The 18,263-nt window shown below is 72.4% G+C and carries 15 protein-coding genes; 11 read left to right on the top strand and 4 right to left on the bottom strand.

Annotation, left to right across the window (positions count from 1 at the left end):
- The first annotated feature begins 19 nt into the window (after positions 1-19).
- The 5 genes from DTB53_RS03645 to DTB53_RS03625 all read left to right on the top strand — a co-directional run bounded on the left by DTB53_RS03645 (position 20) and on the right by DTB53_RS03625 (position 4,907).
- Entirely contained in the window at positions 20-385 is a 366-nt protein-coding gene (locus tag DTB53_RS03645) for an ArsR/SmtB family transcription factor (protein ID WP_003964203.1), read from the top strand.
- Positions 369-3,188: a magnesium-translocating P-type ATPase gene (gene mgtA, locus DTB53_RS03640; RefSeq protein WP_106431667.1), complete on the top strand. Its 2,820-nt coding sequence runs from the start codon at positions 369-371 to the stop codon at positions 3,186-3,188. Before DTB53_RS03645 ends, mgtA begins: the two co-directional genes overlap by 17 nt.
- Before the next feature lie 89 nt (positions 3,189-3,277).
- On the top strand, positions 3,278-3,442 hold the full coding sequence (gene tatA / locus DTB53_RS03635; protein WP_012377715.1) for a Sec-independent protein translocase subunit TatA: 165 nt from the start codon (positions 3,278-3,280) through the stop codon (positions 3,440-3,442).
- Between the two features lie 228 nt (positions 3,443-3,670).
- Complete coding sequence (locus tag DTB53_RS03630) at positions 3,671-4,246, top strand: TerD family protein (protein WP_003964206.1); 576 nt, start codon at positions 3,671-3,673, stop codon at positions 4,244-4,246.
- Between the two features lie 58 nt (positions 4,247-4,304).
- Positions 4,305-4,907 carry a methyltransferase domain-containing protein gene (locus DTB53_RS03625; protein ID WP_003964207.1) on the top strand — a complete coding sequence of 201 codons (603 nt, stop codon included), beginning with the start codon at positions 4,305-4,307 and terminating at the stop codon, positions 4,905-4,907.
- A gap of 114 nt (positions 4,908-5,021) precedes the next feature.
- Here DTB53_RS03625 and DTB53_RS03620 read toward each other — a convergent pair whose 3' ends face one another.
- Positions 5,022-5,912, bottom strand: coding sequence for an oxygenase MpaB family protein (locus DTB53_RS03620; protein WP_003964208.1), 891 nt, complete (start codon positions 5,910-5,912; stop codon positions 5,022-5,024).
- A gap of 202 nt (positions 5,913-6,114) precedes the next feature.
- Between DTB53_RS03620 and DTB53_RS03615 the strand changes: the two genes are divergently transcribed.
- The gene (locus DTB53_RS03615; RefSeq protein ID WP_042495389.1) at positions 6,115-6,999 is read left to right on the top strand and encodes a hypothetical protein; all 885 of its coding nucleotides are present in this window, start codon (positions 6,115-6,117) and stop codon (positions 6,997-6,999) included.
- 30 nt (positions 7,000-7,029) lie between these two features.
- Here the strand turns inward: DTB53_RS03615 and DTB53_RS03610 are convergent, their stop codons facing one another.
- Together DTB53_RS03610 and DTB53_RS03605 are read right to left on the bottom strand one after the other, a co-directional pair.
- Positions 7,030-7,212 (bottom strand): tail-anchor membrane protein, encoded by a 183-nt coding sequence (locus tag DTB53_RS03610; protein ID WP_003964210.1) that lies wholly within the window; start codon positions 7,210-7,212, stop codon positions 7,030-7,032.
- Between the two features lie 2 nt (positions 7,213-7,214).
- Complete coding sequence (locus DTB53_RS03605; RefSeq protein ID WP_012377718.1) at positions 7,215-8,363, bottom strand: fatty acid desaturase family protein; 1,149 nt, start codon at positions 8,361-8,363, stop codon at positions 7,215-7,217.
- Between the two features lie 257 nt (positions 8,364-8,620).
- Here DTB53_RS03605 and DTB53_RS03600 point away from each other — a divergent pair, with 257 nt between their 5' ends.
- The 5 genes from DTB53_RS03600 to exaC all read left to right on the top strand — a co-directional run bounded on the left by DTB53_RS03600 (position 8,621) and on the right by exaC (position 17,090).
- Positions 8,621-11,641 carry an SCO1167/SCO6262 family helicase gene (locus DTB53_RS03600; RefSeq protein ID WP_012377719.1) on the top strand — a complete coding sequence of 1,007 codons (3,021 nt, stop codon included), beginning with the start codon at positions 8,621-8,623 and terminating at the stop codon, positions 11,639-11,641.
- Positions 11,638-13,044 carry a hypothetical protein gene (locus DTB53_RS03595; RefSeq protein WP_012377720.1) on the top strand — a complete coding sequence of 469 codons (1,407 nt, stop codon included), beginning with the start codon at positions 11,638-11,640 and terminating at the stop codon, positions 13,042-13,044. Before DTB53_RS03600 ends, DTB53_RS03595 begins: the two co-directional genes overlap by 4 nt.
- Before the next feature lie 395 nt (positions 13,045-13,439).
- The gene (locus DTB53_RS03590) at positions 13,440-14,027 is read left to right on the top strand and encodes an N-acetylmuramoyl-L-alanine amidase (protein WP_003964214.1); all 588 of its coding nucleotides are present in this window, start codon (positions 13,440-13,442) and stop codon (positions 14,025-14,027) included.
- 108 nt (positions 14,028-14,135) lie between these two features.
- The gene (locus DTB53_RS03585; RefSeq protein ID WP_012377722.1) at positions 14,136-15,395 is read left to right on the top strand and encodes a GAF domain-containing protein; all 1,260 of its coding nucleotides are present in this window, start codon (positions 14,136-14,138) and stop codon (positions 15,393-15,395) included.
- A gap of 171 nt (positions 15,396-15,566) precedes the next feature.
- Positions 15,567-17,090, top strand: coding sequence for an acetaldehyde dehydrogenase ExaC (gene exaC, locus DTB53_RS03580; RefSeq protein ID WP_012377723.1), 1,524 nt, complete (start codon positions 15,567-15,569; stop codon positions 17,088-17,090).
- Positions 17,091-17,270: 180 nt separating this feature from the next.
- Here exaC and DTB53_RS03575 read toward each other — a convergent pair whose 3' ends face one another.
- A complete protein-coding gene (locus tag DTB53_RS03575) occupies positions 17,271-17,930 on the bottom strand; it encodes a DUF4232 domain-containing protein (RefSeq protein WP_012377724.1) in 660 nt (219 codons plus the stop codon).
- Positions 17,931-18,263: the final 333 nt, after the last annotated feature.

Raw genomic sequence — 18,263 nt, 5'->3', positions numbered from 1 at the left:
CGGACGAGGAGATACGAGCGTGTCGACAGGTTCCGGCGGGGGTTTCCAGGATCCGCCCGCGGAGGTGCTGGCGGAGGCCGCGGCGTCGTTCGGGCTCCTGGCGACACCGGCCCGGCTGCACATCGTGTGGGCGCTGGCCCAGGGCGAGAGCGATGTGACGGGGCTCGCCGAGCGCGTGGGCGGGACGCTCCCCGCGGTCAGCCAGCATCTGACGAAGCTGAAGCTGGCCGGTCTCGTCCGGTCGCGTCGTGAAGGCCGTCGGCAGGTCTACCTGGTCGACGATCCCGATGTGGTGACCGTCGTCCGGCTCATGGTCGGACAGCTGGCCGAGCGCGCCGGGCATTCCGTCCGGAAGCCGGTCCGCCTGCGTGAGCTCGGTGCCTGAGAGCGGTTCGGCCGCGGGCCCCGGACATCGGATCGACACCGGTGCGCCGTCGGCCACCGTGACACCGTTTCCCTCCGCCGGGCCGTCCGTCACGGCAGCGCCCGGTGGAGACCGTACGAGCGCGGCCCCAGCGTCCGGCACCGGGCCCACCGCCCTGCAGACGCTGCGTGCTCTCGACAGCGGGCCGCGGGGGCTGCTGGAGGCGGAGGCGGAAGCCAGGCTCGGCCGGACGGGCGGGAACGTCCCGCCGGCCCGGCGGCCCGTACCCTGGCCCCGCCGCTTCGCACGCAGCCTCCGGGACCCCTTCACCTCCGTCCTGCTCTGTCTCGGACTGGTGTCGGCACTGGTCTCCGCGTGGGGCACCGCGTGCGTCATCCTCGCCCTCGTCGGGGTGAGCTGCCTGCTGCGGTCGGCCGAGGAACACCGTGCCGACCGGTCGAGTGCGGCGCTGCGCGAACTGGTGGCGACCACGGCCACGGTCGTGCGGCGCGTCTCGGACGACGCACCTCCCCACGAACGGGAGGTTCCGGTCGACGACCTGGTGCCGGGGGACGTGATCCGGCTGCGGCCGGGCGATCTCGTCCCCGCCGATGTGCGGCTGCTGCGCGGCGACGGTCTCACCGTGCACCAGTCGGCCCTGACCGGGGAGTCGGCGCCGGTCGCCAAGAGGGCCCTCGATGTCCCCGACCCCGCGCTGTCCGGTTCCGAACCGCTCGCACAGCCCGAGTGGTGCTTCCAGGGCAGCAGCGTCACCTCCGGGAGCGGCACGGCGGTGATCGTGGCCACCGGTGGGGAGACCCGGTTCGCCGCCGCCCATGACGGCCGGTCCGGACATCGGGGTGCGAGCGCCTTCGACCGGTCGGTCCAGGGGATCTCCTGGACGCTCATCCGTTTCATGCTCCTGACCCCGCCGCTCGTCCTGATGGCCAATGCGGCGCTGCGCGGCCGGGGCCTGGAGACGCTGCCGTTCGCCGTGGCCGTCGCCGTGGGACTCACCCCGGAGATGCTGCCGGTCATCGTCACGACGACACTCGCCCGGGGCGCCGCTCGACTGGCGCGTACGAGCGGCGTGATCGTCAAGCGGCTCCCCGCGCTGCACGATCTGGGGGCGGTCGATGTGCTGTGTCTGGACAAGACCGGCACGCTGACCGAGGACCGGCCCGTCGTCGCGGGGGCCACGGACGGTACGGACCGGTCCGACCCCGACGTACTGCGGTGGGCGGCCGTCAGCGCGCTGTGGACGCTCCAGCTGGCGGAGCTGCCCGCGGCCGACGCGCTGGACGAAGCGGTGCTGGACGCCGCGGAGGAGTGCGTTCCGCGGACGCCCGGGGAGGTGGATCCGGAGGCGTACGAGGGTGTCGCCGTACTGCCCTTCGATCCGGTGCGCCGCGTCGCGACCGCCGTGGTCAGGCGGCCGGACCGGCTCGGCGTCCACACCCTGGTCACCAAGGGCGCCGTCGAGGCCGTGCTCGACCGGTGCGCGGTGGACCGGGACGAGCGCGACCGGCTGCTGGCCCTGGCCGACCGGAAAGCGGAGACGGGGCTGCGCCTGGTGGCGGTGGCCCGTGCCGACCGGCCGGCCCGTGCGGGCGCTTACACCCCTGCGGACGAGCGGGGGCTGACCTTTCTGGGCCTGGTGGAGCTGCGGGACGTCCCTGCCCCGAGCGCCGCCGGGGCACTGGAGGTGCTCGCGCGGCGCGGGGTGGGCGTCAAGGTGCTCACCGGGGACCATCCGGGAACGGCGGCGCGGGTCTGCGCGGAGCTCGGCCTGCGCCCGGAGGGACGCCTCGGCCCCGACGACGTGGTGACGGCCGAGCTGGTGGACACCCTGTCGGACACCGAGCTGGTCCGGGTGGCGGAGCGGGCCACGGTGTTCGCGCGTTGCACTCCCGAGCACAAGGCCCGGATCGTCTCGGCCCTGCGCTCCGGCGGTCACACGACCGGCTTCCTCGGCGACGGCGTCAACGACCTGCCCGCCCTGCACGCGGCGGATGTGGGCATCTGCCCCCGCAACGCCGTGGACGTGGCACGGGAGGCGGCGGACGTCGTCCTGGCCGAGAAGGACCTCACCGCGATCGACCACGCGGTGCTGGCGGGCCGGCGCAGCAGTGGGAACATCGCCACCTATCTGCGGATCACTCTCTCGTCGAACCTCGGCAATGTCATCGCCATGTTGACGGCCGGGCTGATGCTGCCCTTCCTTCCCATGCTCCCGGCGCAGGTGCTGGTGCAGAATCTCTGCTTCGACGCGGCGCAGCTGGCGTTCGCGTTCGACCGCCCGGCGGCCTCAGTTCTCCGCCGCCCCACCGTGCTGCGTCCCCGCGACTTCCTGCGCTTCATCACGGGTTTCGGTCTGCTCAACGCGGCCGCCGACCTCGCCACCTTCGGAGTGCTCGCGCTGGCTCTCCACCATGCCTCCGGGGACAGCGGGGAGGCGGCTTTCCACGCCGGTTGGTTCACGGAGAACCTGCTCACCCAGGCCCTCGTCATGATCCTGCTGCGGACCGGCCGAACCGCCGCCGAACGCAGGGCGGGCGGGCCTCTGCGCACCGCCGCCGCAGGTCTCGCCGCGGTCGGCGTCGCCCTGCCGCTCACCCCGCTCGGGCAGCTGCTGGGCATGAGCGCCCTGCCGCCCCTCTACTACGTGCTGCTGGGCTCGGTCCTGGGGCTGTACGCGGCCGGGCTCACCGCGGCCCGCCGCCGCTACGAGCGCCGCCACCTGCCGGACGCCGGCCGTGCCGAGGAAGGAGAAGGGGAGGCCGAGCGCGCACGGGAAGGCAAGGAGGATCCCGTCGGACCTTGAGGGGCGCCCGTTCCGGCCCGGGAAGACAGTTGTACAGTTGCGCAATGCGGCAACTGTTGTCGCCTGATGGAGAGAGGGACGGGACCGGAATGTTGCGCAACGGACTGGCACCCTGGCATCTGCTGATTCTGGCGGTCATCGTGATCGCCGTCTTCGGCTCGAAGAAGTTGCCGGACACCGCCCGCGCGCTGGGGAAATCCATGCGCATCCTCAAGAGCGAGGCCCGGGCGATGAAGGACGAGAACGCGCCCTGACCGCGTCACAGAGGCAGGGCGGGAGCCCGCCCCTCTCCGCCGCCGCTCGCTTCAGAACCTCACTTCAGGAGTTGCGCAATCCCGGAACCCGGTGTGGCGCGCTGAGCGTCTGTCCGGGCAGCGGCCACCGGAGTGACAACAGAGCAGCACCGATCACCGGACCCCACGCGCTGACGCCGCGGGGCCCCGACCGCACACGCGGACCGACGGAACACAGGAGGAAAATTCATGGGTGTGACCCTGGCCAAGGGCGGCAACGTCTCCCTGTCGAAGGAGGCCCCCGGCCTGACCGCCGTGACGGTCGGGCTCGGCTGGGACGTACGGACCACGACCGGAGCCGATCACGACCTGGACGCCAGCGCGCTGCTGTGCTCCGAGGCGGGCAAGGTCCTCTCCGACGCCCACTTCGTCTTCTACAACAACCTCAACAGCCCCGACGGTTCCGTCCGCCACACCGGTGACAACCTGACGGGTGAGGGCGAGGGAGACGACGAGTCGGTCGAGGTCGACCTGGCGTCGGTCCCCGCCGAGATCGCGAAGATCGTGTTCCCCGTGTCCATCCACGACGCCCAGAGCCGGGGCCAGAGCTTCGGTCAGGTGCGCAACGCGTTCATCCGCGTGGTGAACCGGGCCAACGGCGTCGAGCTCGCCCGGTACGACCTGAGCGAGGACGCCTCCACCGAGACCGCGATGGTCTTCGGCGAGCTGTACCGGCACGGCGCCGAGTGGAAGTTCCGGGCCGTCGGCCAGGGTTACGCCTCCGGGCTGGCGGGCATCGCCTCGGACTACGGCGTCAACGTCTGAGCCGACGGATCGGGGCCGTTGGTGGCGGGCCCCACTCCGGTCGCGCGATCATGTCCCCATGGCCGACGACCACACCCATCACGTCCTGGACTTCTTCACTCCGCGTGCGGCCGGCTGGGACAGCCGGTTCCCCGACGACGGCCCCGCCTACGCCACCGCGGCCGGACTGCTCGGGCTGCGTCCCGGCGATGCCGTGCTCGACGCGGGCTGCGGAACGGGACGCGCGCTGCCGGCGCTGCGGGCCGCAGTCGGTCCGGAGGGAACCGTGCTGGGCGTCGACCTGACCCCGGCCATGCTGGAGGCGGCGGTGCGGGCCGGGCGAGGGGGCAGCGGGACACTCGTCCGGGCCGACGTCGCACGGCTGCCGCTGCGTGACGGAGCCCTGGACGCGGTGTTCGGAGCGGGGCTGATCTCTCATCTGGCCAGCCCCGAGGCCGATGCCGCGGAACTCGCCCGTGTGGTCCGGCCGGGCGGGGTCCTGGCGTTGTTCCACCCGATCGGCCGGGCCGCGCTCGCCGCACGCCAGGGGCGGACCGTCACCGAGGACGACCTGCGGGCCGAGCCGAGGCTGCGCGTGCTGCTGGCGGGTGCGGGGTGGCGGCTGGAGTCCTACACGGACGAGGACGACCGCTTCCTCGCCCTGGCGGTCAGGCAGGCCTGAGCCGGGGGCACGGCCGGACCCATCACCGTACGGACACGTCGAGGCCGGGGGCTGCCGTGGCGGCCCCGCTCCTGATCCGGAGCGGGGCACGTCGCGTCACTCGGCGGCTGACCGCTACGGCCGACGGTGGCCGGGAACCGGGCAGCCACGGACGCCCGGCGTGGGGAACGTACCGAGCTCGGCGATCTCGTACCCGTTCGGATAGCCCTTGATCTCGGGGTTCTGGCGCGCGTAGTGGGGGGTCCTCCGGGGCGGCAGGAGCCGGACGGCTCGGGCCCGGAGCCGGAGCGCGCCCCTGGTCACCCCGCGGGCCACCGGACCCGGGCGGGGGTAGCGGAACGCCCCGAGCAACGAGTCGTCCAGGAGCGCGAGGCTGGCCCCCCGCACCAGCGGGGCGAGGGGCGCCGGATACCAGGACGCCATCAGGGCCAGGGTCGCGTCGGCCACCCGGCGGGCTCCTTCGTCCCACCCGAAATGCTCGTGCTCGTAGGCGTCGAGGGCGCGCTCGAAGTCCTCGTAGGTCTCCGGAACCTCCCTGATCCCCATATGCGCGCCGAGCGTGCGGTAGTAGGCGGCGAAGGCGGCCCTCTCGTGGCAGCACAGCCGCCGCCAGCCGAAGCGGTCCAGCCAGCGCTTCGGGGTGACGACGAACGTGCACAGGACATAGCGCATGTCGTCGTTGCTGATGTCGTAGCTGCGGTGCATCCGGTTGATGCGGCGGACGGCGGTGCGGCCGTCGTCGGTGTCGAAACCGTGCTCCACGACGGTGTCGAGCAGCAGAGCGGTGTCGTCGTAGCGCTTCTGGGAGCGCTCCGTCAACTCCGCTGTCTCGTCGAGGAGTCGGCCGATGCTGGGCACGGCATAGGTGCGGTAGAGGGCCAGTTCGAGGGCGCGGGTGACGTCCCAGGGGAATTCGTGGGTGACGGTGAGGCGGTAGATCTCCAGGAAGTCCCGCTCGGGGTCGAGTCGCTGAATCTCCTTCAGCCGGTCGTACCGCTTCACCACGCTGCCCCCTCGTTCGGCCGGTGGTCCAACCTTACGCGGCAGCCTCCCCCGGGCCCTGCCCTTCGGCCTTCCCGTAGGTGAGCGGGATGGGCGCGGCTCCGGTTCGTTCCTGTTCGCCGGGGCCTCGACGCGGAGGTTACCGAGTAGTTAGGGTGCGCCGACGGATGCGGGGACGCCGGACCGGGCGATGAGGAGGCGGGCGATGAGCGACGAGGAGAACACCGTGGCAGGCGTGGACAGTGATGTCGCCGACGACGCGCTGCTGGTGCTGACCGCGATGATGCTGACCCCGGCGCGGTTCCCCAGCGTGCTGGGGGACGACTACGTGGCGGCGTGCGGCGCGCTCGCGCTCGAACCGTACGAGGAGGGTTACGGGCTCGTCCTCGGGCAGGACGGCGACGGAGCCCGGTGGACCGTGGTCGTCGAGGACGCCTCCCAGGTGGCCGTCGCCATCGCCGCCTGGGACTGCGGCATGGAGCACGACCTCTCCCCCGACGAACGCTCCATGGTGTGCGCGCTGCCGGGCTGGCCGATGGACCTCGCCGTCTCCGCGCCCGGTGTGCCGGATCCGCACGATCCGGCTGTGGACGGGGACGGCCCGGCACCCCTGGCCCCGCCCGACGCGGAGGCCTGGGGCCCGGCGCAGCGAAGGCTCGGGGCGGACGAGATCGCAGCGCAGTGGTCGATGTGGCGCGAGCAGCTCGACGGGGTGGAGGGCTCACGGCCGGGCGCCGAGGGAGAGCCGGGGAGCGGAGCCGGGGGCGAGCAGTCGGGCGATGCCGGAAGCGAGCGGGACGGCGAGCCCTTCTCAGCTCCCCGGCACCCCGGTGTCCGCAGGGCCCTGTCGGAGGCGACCGCCTATACCAAGGAGCCGCCGCCGGCCGGGCGGATCCGTTCCTCGTACGCCTCGGCCGACGCACGGACGCTGCGCGTCGACGGCCCGGGGTGGTCGATGGTGGCCCGGACCGACGACATCGCCCTCTTCCTGCTGGACGAGGAGCCGGGCACGGTCATTCCCGTCAGGCGCGGCGCCGCGCTGCCCGGGCTGCTCGCGGCCCTCGACGGCTTGGCCGCCCGCCCCGCGTGACATCCCCGTCGAGCCCAAGGCGATCCGGGCTCAGCGGCCGATCTGCTTGCGGTTGATCCTGCGGAGTCTGCGCCGCTGGGACGGGTCCAGCAGCAGATAGCCCGCCACGGGAACGCCGATCACGACCAGCAGCGCCCACCAGAATCCGATCAGGGGCCACAGGACGGCTGCCGCGAGCACTCCCCCGACAGCTACCTTCGCACCATTCGACATGGTCATCGCCTCCTTCGCGGCCGGCGCCGCTCCTGTCGTGTGAACGCTTCCGCGCGTCCTCGCGTTCCCCGTCGGCCGCGCCGGCGCAGCGGTTCGCCGACCTCGTGCATGTGCGACAACGCCTGCCGGTAGGACTCGATCAGGCCGGTCTCCGCGTACGGCATGCCGATACCTGCGCAGTACGCCTTGACGAGGGGCTGGGCGAGGCGCAGGTTGGGACGGGGCATGCTCGGGAAGAGGTGGTGCTCGATCTGGTAGTTCAGCCCCCCGAGGAACCAGTCGGTCACGACGCCGCCGCGTACGTTCCGCGAGGTCAGGACCTGTCGCTGGAGGTGGCCCCAGCGCTCGCCGTCGGGGTCGGGCATCTCCATCCCCTTGTGGTTCGGTGCGAAGGCCAATCCCAGGTGGAGGCCGAACAGCGCGTGCAGCACCAGGGCGAAGACGATCGCCTTGCCCGGGGACACCGTGCTGAGCAGCAGCGTCGCGCCGAGGGCGAAGTGGGCGGTCAGCAGCAGCCCCGAGACGGCCCGCTCCCGGAGGGGCTGGCGGCGCAGGAACTGGAATCCGTAGATCTTCAGGGCGATGCCTTCGAGAAGGAGCATCGGGAAGAACAGCCGGGCCTGGTTCCTGGTGAGCCGGCGGGCGAACCCCTCGCGCTGCGCCGCCTGCTTCTGGGTCCAGACCAGGGCGCCGACACCGACATCGGGGTCCTTGTCGATGTGGTTCGGGTTGGCGTGGTGGCGTACGTGCTTGTCGTTCCACCACGACTCGTTCATACCGAGGAGCAGATTGGCGTGGACGAGACCGATCAGCCTGCTCGTCCTGCGGTCGCCGGATATCTGGGCGTGCCCCGCGTCATGGGCGACGAAGGCCGTACGGGTCCAGAACACCGCCAGCGGGAAGGTGAGGAGCAGGCTCCACCAAGTGTCGCCCAGCAGGACGAATCCGGTGATCACCGCGGCCAGGGCGGCCAGATTGGTGGCGATGCCGAGCACATACCGGTCCGTGCGGCGCTCCAGCAGTCCCTGTTCCCGCACGGTGCGCAGCAGCGGCGCGAAGTCGCTTCCGGCGACCGCCCCGGGAACGTCGGCCGGACGCTCCGGGCCGTCTTCGCCGGCGGGGTCCGCAACAGTGGCTGTCGCCTGGGGCATGGCGTCTCCGGTTTCTGGAACATGTGCGCTGACCTCATGGAACGTACGGTCCGGGGGCCGGCGGGAGCCATGGCGCCACCACCCCGGTCCCCCTGGGGCAGACCCCCGTGCCCGGTGGTGGGGCTGGCTGCACCACCGGAGGCAGGAAAGGAGAAGAAGTGACGCACGCCACCTATCCCCCAGGCGTGCCGTCGCTTGAAATGGAGTACCCTCGGCGACTCCGCCCACTAGTCAAATTTGAGGAACCTGACATCGCTGTGCACAGGCACCCTGCGGCAACGCCCTCCGAGATCGCCGAACTGGCCCGCTGCTGCGCGGTCTTCGTCCCCGCGGACCCGGCCCGTACCGGCAGCATCGCGTTCTGGAATCCGGACGGCGGCACCACCACTCCTTCCGACCTCTCCGGGACCCTGTCGGAGCTGACCGTCGTGGAGGGCGACCTGCGTCCCCGTACGGTGACGGCGCGGCACCTGCCCGTGCGGGACGCGCTGCCGGTCCTGACCCGGGCACGCGCCGTCGCGGGCGCCTCGCCCGCCACCGCCTTCTGGGGCGCCGCCGCGCTCCTCGCTCTCCAGTTCGTCGCTCGTGGCCTCCTGCTGCCGGGGCTGAGCAGTGGCGACCACGACGCCTGGCGGATCGGGCCGTTGAGCGCCGAGGACCTCGAACGGGTCCGGGAACTGGCCGCGTCGATGCCGCCGACCGCCCACGCGACACCCGTTCCGGACGAGGATGCCGGGCCGGGGGGAGCCGGGGAGGCGCGGACCACGAGCGGCACCGACGGCGAGACGCTGCTGCCCGAACCGGAGCACCTGCTGCGCGCGTTCCTCGACGCCGTGGCCGACGCGATGCCGCGTACGCCCGCCGCCGGATTCGCCGCGGCCGGCCCCGCGTTCACCTCCCAGCAGCCGCAGCATCTGCCCGGGGGGCGCGCCTGGGCGGCCGATGTGGCGGCCGGTCACGACGCGGGCGTACGGCTCTCGTTGCGTATCGAGGTCGCGGGCGTGACCTCGGGCCCGAACGGCACAGCGACGGACTCGGAGGCCACTCCGGGAGCGGTGGAGCCGTGGTCCGGTCCGGACGTGGCCAGGCCGTCGTTCCGGGCCGTGCTGCAGATGCACAGTGTCAGCGACCCCTCCCTCGTCGCCGACGCGGCCGAGGTGTGGGCGGGCGACTCGCGGGCCGCCGCCGCGTTCGGGCCACGGGCCCGGATGGACGCCCTCCTGACCCTGCGCCGGGCCGCCCGCGCCTGGCCGCCGCTGGCACCGTTGCTCTCCGCCGCGGTACCGGACTCGGTGGAACCGGCCGACGAGGAGATCGCCGAGTTGCTGGGGTCCGCCTCGCGTGCGCTCGCCGCCGCCGGAGTACCGGTGCACTGGCCCAAGGAACTGGTCAGGAAGCTCACCGCGCGCGCCGTGATCGGCCCGGACGACCAGGACGTCACGGGCCGCGACTCCATGGGCCCGGAGGGCCTCGTGCCGGGGGCGGGGGCGCGGAAGCGCACCGCCGCGGACGTCCCCTCGTTCCTCTCCGCCGACGCGCTGCTGTCGTTCGACTGGCGGTTCGCCCTCGGCGACCGGAAGCTGACCCGTGAGGAGCTGGACCGGCTCGCCGAGTCCACGCGGCCCATCGTGCGACTGCGCGACCAGTGGGTGCTCATCGATCCCGAGGAGGCGCGCCGCGCCCGGGACACCCAGGACCGCAAGGTCACCCCGATCGATGCTCTGGGCGCGGTGCTGACCGGTTCGACGGAGGTGGACGGCCGTCGCGTCGAGGTGGCGGCGACCGGCTGGCTCCAGCGCTTGCGGAAGAGGCTGGCCGACCCGGAATCCGCCTCCCAGCAGTCGATCGGACAGCCCGAGGCGCTCACCGCGACCTTGCGCGACTACCAGTTGCGCGGCCTGAACTGGCTGAACACGATGACGTCGCTCGGCCTCGGCGGCTGCCTCGCCGACGACATGGGCCTCGGCAAGACGATCACGCTCATCGCCCTCCATCTGCACCGGCAGAGCGACCGCGACGCGGCCGGTCCGACGCTGGTGGTGTGCCCGACGTCGTTGATGGGCAACTGGCAGCGGGAGATCGAGAGGTTCGCGCCGGGCACCCCCGTACGTCGTTTCCACGGCGCGTCGCGCTCCCTGGAAGGCGTGGTGGACGGAGAGTTCGTCCTGACGACGTACGGCACGATGCGCCTCGACGCGCCCCGGCTCGCGGCCGCGTCCTGGGGCATGGTCGTCATCGACGAGGCGCAGCACGTCAAGAACCCGCACTCGGCGACGGCCAAGCAACTGCGGACGATCGGGGCCCGGGCCCGCGTCGCGCTCACGGGCACACCCGTCGAGAACAACCTGTCGGAGCTGTGGGCGATCCTGGACTGGACGACACCCGGTCTGCTCGGCCGGCTCGGCGCCTTCCGCACGCGGTACGCGGCAGCGGTCGAGGGCGGCAACGACCCGGGCGCGGCCGAGCGGCTCGCGGCGCTGGTGCGGCCGTTCCTGCTGCGCCGCCGGAAGTCCGATCCGGGGATCGCACCGGAGCTGCCGCCGAAGACCGAGACCGACCGGGCCGTGTCGCTGACGCGGGAACAGACCGGACTGTACGAGGCGGTGGTCCGCGAGACCCTGGCGGAGATCTCCGCCGCCGACGGTTTCGAGCGGCGGGGGCTCGTGATGAAGCTGCTGACGGCGCTGAAGCAGATCTGCAACCACCCGGCGCAGTACCTCAAGGAGGAAGATCCGCGGATCGCGGACCGGTCGGGGAAGGTCGAGCTGCTGGACGAACTCCTGGACACGATCCTGGCCGAGCAGGGATCGGTGCTGGTCTTCACCCAGTACGTACAGATGGCCCGGCTGCTGGAGGAACACCTGGCCGCGCGCGGGGTGGCCACGCAGTTCCTGCACGGCGGTACGCCCGTGGCCCGGCGCGAGGAGATGGTGAACCGCTTCCAGTCGGGGGAGGCCCCGGTGTTCCTGCTGTCCCTCAAGGCGGCGGGCACCGGGCTCAACCTCACCCGGGCCGGCCATGTCGTGCACTTCGACCGCTGGTGGAATCCGGCGGTCGAGGCGCAGGCGACGGACCGGGCGTACCGCATCGGCCAGACACAGCCGGTGCAGGTGCACCGGCTGATCGCCGAAGGCACGATCGAGGACCGGATCGCCGAGATGCTCACCCGGAAGCAGGGGCTCGCGGACGCGGTGCTCGGCTCGGGCGAGGCGGCACTGACCGAACTGACCGACGCGGAACTGGCCGACCTGGTCGAGCTGCGAGGGGGCGCACGATGAGCGATGGCTACGAGGACGACGACCACGCGTACGGGACGGGGTACGGGGCGGACGGCCCGGACTCCTTCGACGGGGGCGACGACGAGGCGTCGCGGGGCGGCGGGCGCGGGACGGAGCGCGTGTTCGCGGCGTTCCCGCCCGCGCAGGGCCGGGGTTTCGCGACCTCCTGGTGGGGGCGGGCGTGGCTCAAGGCCCTGGAGGACACGGCGTTGGACGGCCAACAGCTCAAGCAGGGCCGGCGGCTGGCCCGGGAGGGCAGGGTCGGGGCGGTCTCCGTGCGGCCGGGACGGATCACAGCAGTCGTCCGGGACCGGGACGGCTCGGCGTACCGCAGCGATGTCCTGCTGCAACAGCTCGGCACGGGCGCCTGGGACCGGTTCCTGGACATGGCCGTGGACCGGGCCGGGCACATCGCCGCGTTGCTGGACCGGGAGATGCCGCCGCACCTCGTGGAGGACGCGGCGGGCGCCGGTGTCGAACTGCTGCCCGGTATCGGAGACCTGGAGCCGGAGTGCACCTGTGGGGCCTGGGACCACTGCCCGCACTCGGGCGCCCTCTGCTACCAGGTGGCGCGGCTGCTGGACGAGGACCCGTTCGTCCTGCTGCTGATGCGGGGGCGCGAGGAGCGGCGGCTGCTGGACGAGCTCCAGGTGCGCAGCGCCGCCCGTGCGGTCAGGGCGGGCGGCGACGGGGCGCGGGAGGCGGCCGACGACGCGGAACGAAACGTTCACGGAGTCCCGGCCGCCGAAGCGTTCGCGGCGGCCGGGATCCTGCCGCCGCTCCCCGCTCCCCCGCCGGTCCCCGTCGAACCGGGACTCGGGCCCGCGCTGGACACGGAGACCGCCCCCGCGCCCGGGGTCGACCCGGCGGCGCTGGAGGTGCTGGCGGCGGACAGCGCGGTGCGGGCGCACCGGATGCTGCTGGACGCACTGGCCCCGGGGCACGAAGGACAGCCGGTCCCGGTCGAGCTGACTCCGCGGCAGGACGCGGTACGGCTGGCCGCGGACACCCGGCCCGAGCCGCGTATCGGGGCCCGGCTGGCCGCGAGGTCGGGCCGGCCGGCCGCGGACCTGGACGCCGCCGTCCGCGCCTGGCGGTACGGCGGGGTCGCGGCACTCGCCGTGCTGGATGAGGAGTGGACGCCGGACCCGGAGGACCTGGCTCGGGGCCGCGCCCGGCTCGGCGAGGCGTGGGAGGCGGGCGAGCGACCGGCCCTGCGGGCGAACGGCCGGGCCCGCTGGACCGTCGCGGGCGCCGACCTCCAGCTCCGGTTGGACCGGAACGGGCGGTGGTGGCCCTACCGCAAGGAGCGCGGTCGATGGGTCCCTGCCGGACCGGCGGACGACGACCCGGCGGGCGCGCTGGCGGGGGCCGACGGCGCAGCGGCGGACGCGGCAGTCTGAACGGCCCGGCCGGGGGCGGCGGGTGGGTCGGGAAGCCTGTGCAGCGGAGGACCGCCGGGGGAACTCGATGGCGCAGGATCCCGACGCGCGGGCTCCGCACGCGTCGGGAGGCGAAGCGTCGGCGTCCGCACGCTTCGGCAGGCGAAGCGTCTGTGTCCGCACGCGGGGGCTCACGCACGGGAGGCGCGGCGCCTTCGGGCAACGGCCATGGGGAACCGGAGGCCCGGCGGGTTCGTCATCCGCATCGGCGGGGCCGATGCACGAGCCGGGAGACCGCCCCGGCTCGGCTCCGTACGTCCGCACATGCCCACGTCCCCGTCCAGCCTCTCCCCTCCCTGTCCCCCATCCCGTCCACGACCGGGCCTCGGCCCTCGGCCCGGCCCTCAGGAGTGCCGTTGCACCGCAGAAGGATCATCCAGTGCGCCGCCGCGACGATGGCCGCTGCCGTCCTGCCCGGCTCCGCGAAGGCCGTGGCGGCGGCGCCGAAGGGCCCCGTCGACCACGCGACGGCGTTCTGGGCCCCGGCCTCCGCCGCCAACTACACCGTCCCCTCCCACCCTTCGGAACGCCGGATCGACCGCGTCGTCATCCATGTCGCCCAACAGCTGTTCACCCCGACCGCGGGCATCTTCCGCAACCCTTCCCAGCAGGTGTCGGCCCACTACGTGGTGCGCTCCGGCGACGGCCACGTAGCCCAGTGCGTACGCGAGAGGGACATCGCCTGGCACGCGGGGAACTGGAGCTGGAACACCCGGAGCATCGGTATCGAGCACGAAGGGTGGGTGGACCGTCCGGAGTTCTTCACGGACGTCATGTACCTGCGGTCCGCCGGACTCACCGCGGACATCTGCGACCGTCACGGCATCCCCAAGGACCGGGAGCACATCGTCGGCCATCACGAGGTGCCGGGCAGCGACCACACCGATCCGGGCGTCCACTGGGACTGGGACCGCTATCTCCGGCTCGTCGCCGACGCCGCCTGAACGTTCCCCCCGGCCCTCGAAGTGATGACTCTCCGCACCGAGGTTGTCGCTGAGGCCGACGGCGGCGACGATGGGAGGGCACGAAAGCCCCCTGGACGGGAGGGTGAGTTGACGGATCCCTGGGTGGCCCTGGCGGCGGACGCCGATCCCGGCGAACGGAGCGGCGCGCTGCGCCGCGCCCACGACGTGTTCACCTCGGCGGGACGCCTGGAGCGGCCGGTCCGTGCGGTGGTCGGCGCGTCCTGGCGGCGCTCGGTACGGGCGCGGGTCAGCCCGGACGCCGCCCCTGCGGTGGAGCTCGGCCCGGACGAGCTGGGCCCCTACCGGGCGGCGCATCCGCTGGTCCGGGCGATGCCCGTGATCCGTGAGCTGATGGGTGCGTACGCGACGGACGGGGAACACCTGCTGGCGGTCTGCGACGCCCATGGACGGCTCCTGTGGGTCGAGGGGCACACGGCGGCGCGGCGCCGGGCCGGCAGGATGAACTTCGTGGAGGGCGCCCGCTGGGCCGAGTCCGTGGCGGGGACGAACGCACCGGGAACGGCCATCGCGGTCGACCGTCCGGTCCAGGTGTTCGCCGCCGAGCACTTCCTGCGACCGGTCCAGCAGTGGACCTGTGCGGCGGCGCCGTTGCACGATCCCCGTACGGGGCGGGTGCTGGGTGCGGTCGACATCACGGGGGGCGACCGGCTCGCCCATCCGCACAGTCTGGCGTTCGTCCAGGCGGTGGCCCGGGCCGCGGAGTCACAGCTCGCGCTGCTGACACCGCCTCCGGCGTCCGAGTTCGATTCGGTACGGCTGACCGCGCTGGGCAGGGACGAGGCGTTGCTGGTGACGCGCGGGCGCCGGCTGCGTCTGAGCCGACGGCACAGCGAGATCCTGGTGGCCCTGACCCGCCGCCCGGAGGGTCTGAGCGGGGACGAGCTGCTGGTGGAGCTGTACGAGGACGAGTCGGTGACGCCGGTGACCTTGCGGGCCGAGCTCTCGCGGCTCCGACGGCTGTTGGGTCCTGATCTGCTGGACTCCCGCCCGTACCGGCTGGCCGTCCCGGTGGACGCCGATTTCGACACGGTGTCCCGCCGGCTGGGTTCGGGCGCGGTGTCGGCGGCGCTGGAAGCGTACGCGGGCCCGCTGTTGCCGGGGTCCCGGGCCCCCGCGGTCGTACGGCTGCGGCGGCGGATCTCGGAACAGCTGAGAGCTGCGCTCATCGCCAGGGCCGATCCGGGGCTGCTGGCCGACTGGGCGTACAGCCCGTGGGGCGAGGAGGACCTGCCGGTGTGGCGCGCGCTGGCCGGGGCGGCTCCGGTGGAGCAGCGGGCGGCGTTGCTGGCCCGGGTACGGGAGCTGGACGCCGAGCAGCGCGGCTGAGTTCTGCCATGCCGACGCCCGGACTCCAGGACGGCGACAACACGCGCCCGTCGACCGGCGACGGAGGCACGCAGGCGACGTCGCTGCAACGCCCTTGCAACGTCCTCGTCCCTAGCCTCGCGCCGAGGGCCGTCCAACGACGGGCGGCGCCGGATCCGGGAGGCCACTGAGATGACCCGCTACGCAGCGCCGGGCACCGAGGGCGCGATCGTCACCTACGCGTCCCGCTACGACCACTGGATCGGCGGCGCGTACGTCCCGCCGGCCCGGGGCCAGTACTTCGAGAACCCCACCCCCGTGAACGGCCGCCCGTTCACCGAGATCGCGCGCGGCACCTCCGAGGACGTCGAACTGGCCCTGGACGCCGCCCACGCGGCGGCTCCGGGCTGGGGGGCCACATCCGCCGGGGACCGGGCCTCGGTGCTGAACAGGATCGCCGACCGGATGGAGGCCCATCTGGAGGAGCTGGCGGTCGCCGAGAGCTGGGAGAACGGGAAGCCCGTACGGGAGACGCTGGCGGCCGACATTCCGCTGGCCATCGATCACTTCCGCTACTTCGCGGGGGCTCTGCGCGCGCAGGAGGGTTCGCTCAGCGAGCTCGACGCCGACACCGTCGCGTACCACTTCCACGAGCCGCTCGGTGTCGTCGCGCAGATCATCCCGTGGAACTTCCCCATCCTGATGGCCACCTGGAAGCTCGCGCCGGCGCTCGCCGCGGGCAACGCGGTGGTCCTCAAACCGGCCGAGCAGACTCCCGCGTCGATCCACTACTGGCTGAGCCTGGTGGCGGATCTGCTGCCGCCCGGCGTCGTCAACATCGTCAACGGCTTCGGAGCGGAGGCCGGCAAACCGCTCGCCTCCAGCCCGCGCGTCGCGAAGATCGCCTTCACCGGTGAGACCACGACGGGGCGGCTGATCATGCAGTACGCCTCCGAGAACATCAAGCCGGTGACCTTGGAGCTGGGCGGCAAGTCCCCGAACATCTTCTTCGACGACGTCTCGCGCGCCGACGACGACTTTCTGGACAAGGCCCTGGAAGGTTTCACCATGTTCGCCCTCAACCAGGGCGAGGTGTGCACGTGCCCGTCGCGTGCTCTCATCCAGCGCGGCCACTACGACGCGTTCCTGGAGGCGGGCATCGCCCGGACGGAGCAGATCCTGACGGGCCACCCGCTGGACACCGACACGATGATCGGCGCCCAGGCCTCGAACGACCAGTTGCAGAAGATCCTTTCGTACCTGGACATCGGCCGGCAGGAGGGGGCGAAGATCCTCACGGGTGGGCAGCGCATCGAGCACGACGGTGAGCTGGCGGGCGGCTACTACGTCCAGCCGACCGTGCTGGAGGGCGACAACCGCATGCGGGTCTTCCAGGAGGAGATCTTCGGCCCGGTCGTGGCCGTGACGTCCTTCACGGACTTCGACGACGCCATCAGCACGGCGAACGACACCCTGTACGGGCTGGGAGCCGGAGTCTGGACCCGCGACGTCAGCACGGCCTACCGGGCAGGACGCGGGATCAAGGCGGGCAGGGTCTGGACGAACTGCTACCACGCCTACCCCGCGCACGCGGCGTTCGGAGGCTACAAGCAGTCGGGTATCGGCAGGGAGAACCACAAGATGATGCTGGAGCACTACCAGCAGACCAAGAACCTTCTTGTTTCCTACAGCCCTCAGAAGCTTGGCTTCTTCTAGAGCGTGAAGTCGGTTGCCCGGATGGCTCATTGGCTTCCACGCAGCTCGACAAGGGAACCGCCGTCCGACGGCTGGTCAAGGCCGTGGGCAACGACCTCAGACAGCGTCCGGAGCGGCATCGGGCCCGTCCGACCCACCGGGGGCGGACGGGCCCCGCCGTCACGAAGAGGTCGGACCTCTTCAGCCACCCTGGCCGATGCTGCCCATCGGTCCGATCTCCACCGTGGTCTCGGGGCTGTCGGTGATGGGGAGCGAGGGCTCGCCGGGCCACTTCAGGGTGACGGACTTCCTCTCGTCCGGCGGCGTGACGACGAGTCCCTTGATTTTCACGCCGGAACCGCCGGAGTCGTTCCCCTTGTAGAAGATGCCGAAGAAGGTGGGCTCACCGGCCTTCAGGGTCGTCCCGTCGTCCTTCTGGTCCCGGCGCGTCGCGGGGATCGCGCCCTCACTCGACAACAGGTTCACACCGGCGAACCCCTTGATGGAACAACTCCGATTGGATGTGTTGCGCAGTTCCACGGCTACGGCCTTGGTCGGGTCGTCGCCGATGGTGGCATCACTCGCCTTGATCGTCAGGTCGTCCGTGTGGCACCTCTCGATCTTCCCGGTGCCGCCGGACTCCTGGCCCGTCGAGCCCTGATCCGCCGCCCCCTCTTCAGGGGCGGTGCCGGCGGAGTCGCCCTCCTCCGGCGAGGACGACTGGGTCGGCGTCCCGGCGGAGGTGGCGCTCGGCGAGGACGGGGCGGCGGTGTCCGTCGCGTCGTCGTCACCCCCGCACGCCGAAAGGGACAGTCCCGCCACAACAGCGACGGCGGTGACGGCAAGCCTGTTCATGCGCATGGATCTGCTCCTCGAAGGTGATGGGAATGCGTTGTGCGGCCTTTCGCATGGCGGTATCGGCTGGTCGGCCCCCCTCGCAGCTCAACCGCGACTGCCCCCGATCACCGGACCGAAACCGCTTGCCGTGCGGGCGACGCACGCCCGTCGAGAGCCGGCACGCGGCCCGCCGGGCCGGTGCGCGGGTCCGAGGAGAGGGGACCTGTGAAGGCGCCCGTCCGTCGTAGTCCAGCCGGTGGCCCCGGAACCAGACCTGGTAGGTGATGGAGCCTCCGCCGCCCAGAACCTTTCGACGCGTTGCGCGAGCGTGAGGTGGCGGCTATGCGCCGCGTGATC

It is taken from the genome of Streptomyces griseus, assembly GCF_900460065.1.
Taxonomy (GTDB): Bacteria; Actinomycetota; Actinomycetes; order Streptomycetales; family Streptomycetaceae; genus Streptomyces; species Streptomyces griseus.
This window is presented reverse-complemented; position numbering and strand designations above follow the sequence as displayed.